The 5,487-nt window shown below is 50.8% G+C and carries 6 protein-coding genes; 1 reads left to right on the top strand and 5 read right to left on the bottom strand.

The genetic code is table 11. The features are described from left to right. On the bottom strand, positions 1-1,487 hold a 1,487-nt coding region (locus ACOJWD_RS03290), incomplete at its 3' end, for an ABC transporter substrate-binding protein (RefSeq protein WP_486991795.1). A 629-nt stretch (positions 1,488-2,116) separates the two neighbouring features. Here ACOJWD_RS03290 and ACOJWD_RS03285 point away from each other — a divergent pair. Beyond that, a complete protein-coding gene (locus ACOJWD_RS03285; RefSeq protein WP_486991794.1) occupies positions 2,117-2,419 on the top strand; it encodes a putative quinol monooxygenase in 303 nt (100 codons plus the stop codon). Positions 2,420-2,494: 75 nt separating this feature from the next. Here the strand turns inward: ACOJWD_RS03285 and ACOJWD_RS03280 are convergent, their stop codons facing one another. From ACOJWD_RS03280 to ACOJWD_RS03265, 4 genes are all read right to left on the bottom strand, one after another. Further along, positions 2,495-3,346, bottom strand: coding sequence for a 2Fe-2S iron-sulfur cluster-binding protein (locus tag ACOJWD_RS03280; protein WP_486991793.1), 852 nt, complete (start codon positions 3,344-3,346; stop codon positions 2,495-2,497). Continuing rightward, positions 3,346-4,563 (bottom strand): complex I 51 kDa subunit family protein, encoded by a 1,218-nt coding sequence (locus tag ACOJWD_RS03275; RefSeq protein WP_486991792.1) that lies wholly within the window; start codon positions 4,561-4,563, stop codon positions 3,346-3,348. Before ACOJWD_RS03275 ends, ACOJWD_RS03280 begins: the two co-directional genes overlap by 1 nt. A 1-nt stretch (position 4,564) precedes the next feature. Next, on the bottom strand, positions 4,565-4,990 hold the full coding sequence (locus tag ACOJWD_RS03270; protein ID WP_486991791.1) for an NADH-quinone oxidoreductase subunit NuoE family protein: 426 nt from the start codon (positions 4,988-4,990) through the stop codon (positions 4,565-4,567). Further along, positions 4,977-5,487, bottom strand: a 511-nt coding sequence (locus tag ACOJWD_RS03265) for a molybdopterin oxidoreductase family protein (RefSeq protein WP_486991790.1), incomplete at its 5' end; no start/stop codon positions are given. The genes ACOJWD_RS03270 and ACOJWD_RS03265, both read right to left, overlap by 14 nt.

The following is a 5,487-nucleotide window of genomic DNA, read 5'->3' as shown; positions in this document are numbered from 1 at the left end:
ACAATCTTTTGGAGTTTAAACATCAGTTGTTGCTGCGTAGCTGTGTTGGTGGTCGCTGCAAATTCTTGTAAGAGAGTGTTGGTTTCGGGGTTACTCCAACGTTCATAGTTGCTAGGTGCCACCTTACCAATAGGGGCAGTTTCTGCGCTATCTAATTCTTCGTAGTAGACAAAATAGGGGTCGGGCACACCAATTGCTTCTTGAAGCGCCATGTCATAATCTCCGGTCTGCACATTATCGGTCACCGTGGTCGGAGACGGAGTAATTTCATCGACTGTCAATCCAATCGCCTTGAAGTCATTGACCATAATCTGACCATCTTGAATGATATCAGTCCATCCGGCCGGCACCTCAAGGGTCAGCGTAATGGGCTGACCGTTCGGTCCAATGATCTGCCCCGCACTATTTTTCTTCAGTCCCGCAGCGGCAAGAAGGGCCTTCGCCTTAGAGGGGTCGTAGTGGTAGTTGTACTGCGCACTCAATGACGGATTTAACCACTTGCTCATTGACGGTGGCAACAGCGACTGGTGGTCCGGTGTCATCATACCGTACTCGGCCTTTGTGACAATTTCCTTGCGATTGATGGCATAGGCCAAGGCTTTGCGGAAATCTAACTGGTTGAACGGATACTTGGTCAGATTCATAAAGATCGTCCAGGGACTCGACGGAGGCTGGTAGCTATGATTCAGCGTCGGATTCTTGTCTATATAGAGCTTTTGCATATTGGGAATAAACGACTGCGCCCAGTCGACCGTATCATCGACTAACCATTCATCGACCGAGGTATTGCCGGTCACTCCGCGAAACTCCATCTCAGGGATTTTGACCTTACTCTTTTGCCAATAATACGGATTGTCCTTAAGGTCATATTGCTCTCCCGTAAAGGACTTAAGCATAAACGGACCGGTCCCTACTGGATCCGGGTCTACATACGTCACCGGATTTGCCACCTGGCTAAATTGATATTCACTGACAATGGGTGTGGTCGCAATGTAATACCATTCTGGGGTGTCCACCTTCGAGAAGTTGAAGGTGACGGTGTTGCCTGATGCCACGACTGATGACAGTGACGCCCACACATCGTCCGTGTCCAATGCGGGATACTTCTTCATTAAATTAAACGTATAGGCCACGTCTTTCGCTGAAAACGGCCGTCCATCATTAAACTTAACTCCTGAGCGAATGGTAAACTGCAACGTCTTGGAATTCACCCACTGATAGGAGGTGGCGAGCCACGGCGTTTGCTGCCCATTCATCAGATTCACCACATACAGCGGTTCAAAAATCATATACGCCCCGTAAAGATGGTTCACATTGAACGGGTTGAAATTTTCCGTCATCGTAGGATTAGCAAAGTCAGCCGCTACCACCAATGGGGCAACAGAACTGGTCGAGGCAGCCTGGGTCGTGGTACTTCCGCATCCTGCGAGAGCGGCCGTTAAAAGAACAGCACCGGAGATTCCTAGGGTGCTCTTCATGTGGTTCATCGTCATCACTCCTTTGTTCTTGTGAAAGACACGTCTACCACCTAAAGATGCTTTGAACTATTTGTTTTGTCTAAAGTAGGTGCAATAGTTCGATAATTATGTGCAAATGCATAACAAAGTTAGCGCATACTAGCATACAAGTCAACCACCTAATCAACTATTTTGTCATTCTTTCGCATCACTGGCGTCTTCTGCATCCTGAAAAACCAGCTACCACTATGGAATCAGCCTTCCTCCCTACGCTATGCTAATGGTCATAGTTTAGTTTCAAGAACCTTACAGAGAAGGGCAAAAAGCCTTATGGACAATAATGACAATACACCCCACAGGCCGACCATAACCCCAATATCGTCTGGGGGATTTGTGATATCAATCCCGCCCGAGCGTCGATCACCGAAAAAAGAATTCGATCCCTTCTCATTGCGCACGCGAAGCCATAGCACTCCTCCCATTCAAGAACCTAAAAGCTCGGACCGACGATGATGCCGTCACGCTGAATATCCCGAAAAGGCGAAGAAGAATACCATATAGCCCAAGCGCAGACCGTTCTCGCTCCGTATTTTTCGCTATTGACACCAATCGCAGGATAGAACGACAATGAAAAACAACTCTCGAGCGTGAAAGGAGGGATGGCTCTCATGGTAGTGTTGACAGCGCATTATCATACCCACCCACAGGACACTGAAAACATCCTTAACGACTTAACTGAGATGCGACAACTGGTGTTGACCAATGAGCCACAATGTCTTGAATACCGCATTCACCGATCTCAAGAGCATCCCGACGAACTATTGATTTATGAAGCGTATCAAGACGACTCCGCCCTGAACGCCCATTCTAGTACCGCCTATTTCAAAGACATCATAGTGGGCCGCATTATTCCCCGACTCATACGACGCGAACGCCGGTTATGGCATCTTACAATCGAATGACGTTCACGATTACACCGGAAAACAAAAAACAGAGGCACGCCAATTTGACGAGCCTCTCTTAGTCCTGCCGTATCGTCAATCGTTCAATATCGGCATCGATTCCTCAATTTGAACAAATTGATAGCTGTAACGGCCCTTCACACATAGCATCCCGTGTGTCACCGGATGATCCATTGGCGAGGTGACCTTCACAATGCGATTATCGACCACATGCAAGTCTAGTTGACATCCCACCCCGCAATAAGAGCAGACTGTTGAGGTCGTATCCACCTTCGCATCATCCCAGGTGCCTTCTTGTCGCAAGCGATATTCCGCCCGATCAATCAATGCGCCCGTGGGACAGACGGCGACACAATTACCACAAAATACACAATCCGAATCTGGCATGGAACGCCCGAATCCTGCATCAATGTGCGCGTCAAATCCTCGACCAGCCACACTAATGGCAAAGGTGTTTTGAGCATCGTCGCCGCAAGCCTCTACACATCGATAGCAAAGGATACACTTTGCATAATCCCGCACATAGAGTGCATTGTCATCCATGACTGGCTGCGCCCAACTACTGCCTGTCCGAAATCGAGTCGGCTCTCCATGATAGGACTCCATGAGGTCTTTCAGAGTAGGGGCAAGATCCATATCTGAAGTCGATGCCAAAAGCTCTGAGACGACTTTGCGCGCATTTTTTACACGATCCGATTGTGTCTTCACCACCATGTTCGATTCTGCCTTGCGGCTACACGAGGCGACTAGTGTACGATTACCTTCCACTTCAACAACGCAGGCCCGACACGCATTGGCGGGAGTCAGATTGTCGTGGAAACACAATGTCGGTGGGTTAATGCCAACCTGCTGACAAGCATCCTTCAGCGTAGCCCCTTCCGGCACACTAACCGGTGTCCCATCAATGGTTAAGTCAATCAGAGCCATTATCCCACGCTCCTTTCTGGCGCCCATAGACTGTCTCGCTTCATCATGGAGAGCAGTGCCAATGGGGCGGTTTGTCCCAAGCCACAGATGGACGCGTCTTGCATCGCAAGCGCCAAATCCTTTAGCCGATCTTGATCCTCTAGCACAGTGGGCCCTTCGAGAATCTCAAGAAGGCGTCGCGTACCGATACGACAGGGCACACACTGCCCACAAGACTCATCGGCAAAAAATCGAGCCAGTTGTCTTAACACCTCGAGCATCGATACTGAGTCATCAAACACCATAAAAGCGCCCGACCCAATACTGGCCCCATATTCTCTCAAAGGAGCATAATCGTACACCGCTTCAGCCACTTCCTTGGGTGTCAAAAACGTCCCTGCCGCGCCCCCGAGAAGAATGGCCTTCAGAGGTTTTCTCTGTGCCATCCCCCCACCATAATGATCGACAATGTCCTGGACAGGGATCCCGAACGGCACCTCATAGACTCCGGGATTCGCCAGATGTCCGCTCAAGCACACCAGCTTGGTACCCGGGGTTTTTTCCGTGCCCTGTTCTCGAAACCAAGCCACATCGTGCGCAAAGAGCAACGCGATATTGGCTAGAGTTTCTACATTTTGGATCAGCGTGGGCTTTCCAAACAGCCCATGCACCGTAGGAAAAGGAGGTTTCACGCGAGGTTCGGGACGCTTACCTTCAATAGAATTAAAAAGTGCTGTTTCCTCACCTGCTATATATGCTCCCGCCCCGCGCCGCACTTCCAATTGTAGACCCGGCGAAAGATAGCCGGCATTCTCGAGGGTTTCCGCCGCTCTACGGACAATTCTTTCAACGTCTAGATACTCTCCACGAATGTACACATAGGCATACTCGGCACCAACAGCATACGCCGCGATGATCAGCCCTACCAGCGCCCCCATCGGGTCACGTTCCAGTAGAACCCGATCCTTAAACGTACCGGGTTCACTTTCGTCAGCATTCATCACCACATATTTGGGACTGCCACTTGCTTCGCGGACACTGGCCCACTTACGACCTGTGGGAAAGGCCGCGCCTCCTCGTCCCATAATTCCTGATGCGCTTACCTCGTTTATTATCGCGTCGGGCCGCATGGTGCGTGCTCTCTGCAAAGCCCGTTCAAATCCCCGTTGTTGCAATCGTTCACGACTCTCAGGCAGAGAGGTTAACTCCTCGGGTGGCAAAAGGCGTAGAGTCTCCACGTTACCTTTTCTCCTCCAGTCGGGTCAAAATTTGCTGCTGCGTGGCATGAATGACCGGTTCCAACCCGACCAGTGCGACCGGCGCTGCTTCGCACCGGCCCAAACAGACCCACTCGCGAGCCGCTATGGTGGGATTGTGTTCCAACTGTTCGAGCAGGGTTCGACTCCCATAAAGACGGCAGACAATGTCATCACATACCCGTACCATCGTGCGGCCATCTTGCGGCAATAGCGCATAGAACGACGCCACACCGTACACTTCCGCCTCGGGCAGATTCATCACGTCTGCAATAGCCTTCAAGCGCGCCTCATCAATCCATCCCATGACCTCTGCCACCTTCCAAAGAGCGGGCAATAACTGTGCCCGCTCTTTAGTGAGGTCCGACAAAATCTGGGCGACTTCTTGGCGTAATTCAAGATTGCTCATGATTGGCCTCCCGCCGCACGATCCGCACCGCTGTGGCCTTAAATTCGGCTGTTCCCGATTTGGGATCGGTCGCGTCAATCGATAGTAAATTGGTTTTCACGTGGTCCGGGAAGTGAAACGTGAGAAACACCACGCCCGGAGTCACTGCCGTTGAGTGTCGTACGGGCGTATGAATTTCACCACGTCGCGACGTCACGATAACCTCATCGCCATCCACAAGGTTTAATCTTTCGGCATCTTGCGGATGAATTTCCATCCACTCACCATCCTTATGAGGATGATCGTAGACGTTAGATTGAATCCCGGTGTTAAAGAACGCCAATCGCCGCCCAGTGGTTAATAAAAACGGATATTCGGCGTCAGGCTGCTCTACCGGTGGTTCCCACTCGACCACACTAAAGGGGACTCGCGGCTCCACAGTTTCATCCCAGAGTCGCGTATGCAATACCTTGGTTCCCGGATGATCTTCATGCGGACACGGCCACTGTAGTCCATTT

This window comes from Sulfobacillus sp. TH-112 (assembly GCF_057473405.1).
Note: the sequence above shows the minus strand (reverse complement) of the source record. Positions and strands in the feature narration are given on the sequence as shown.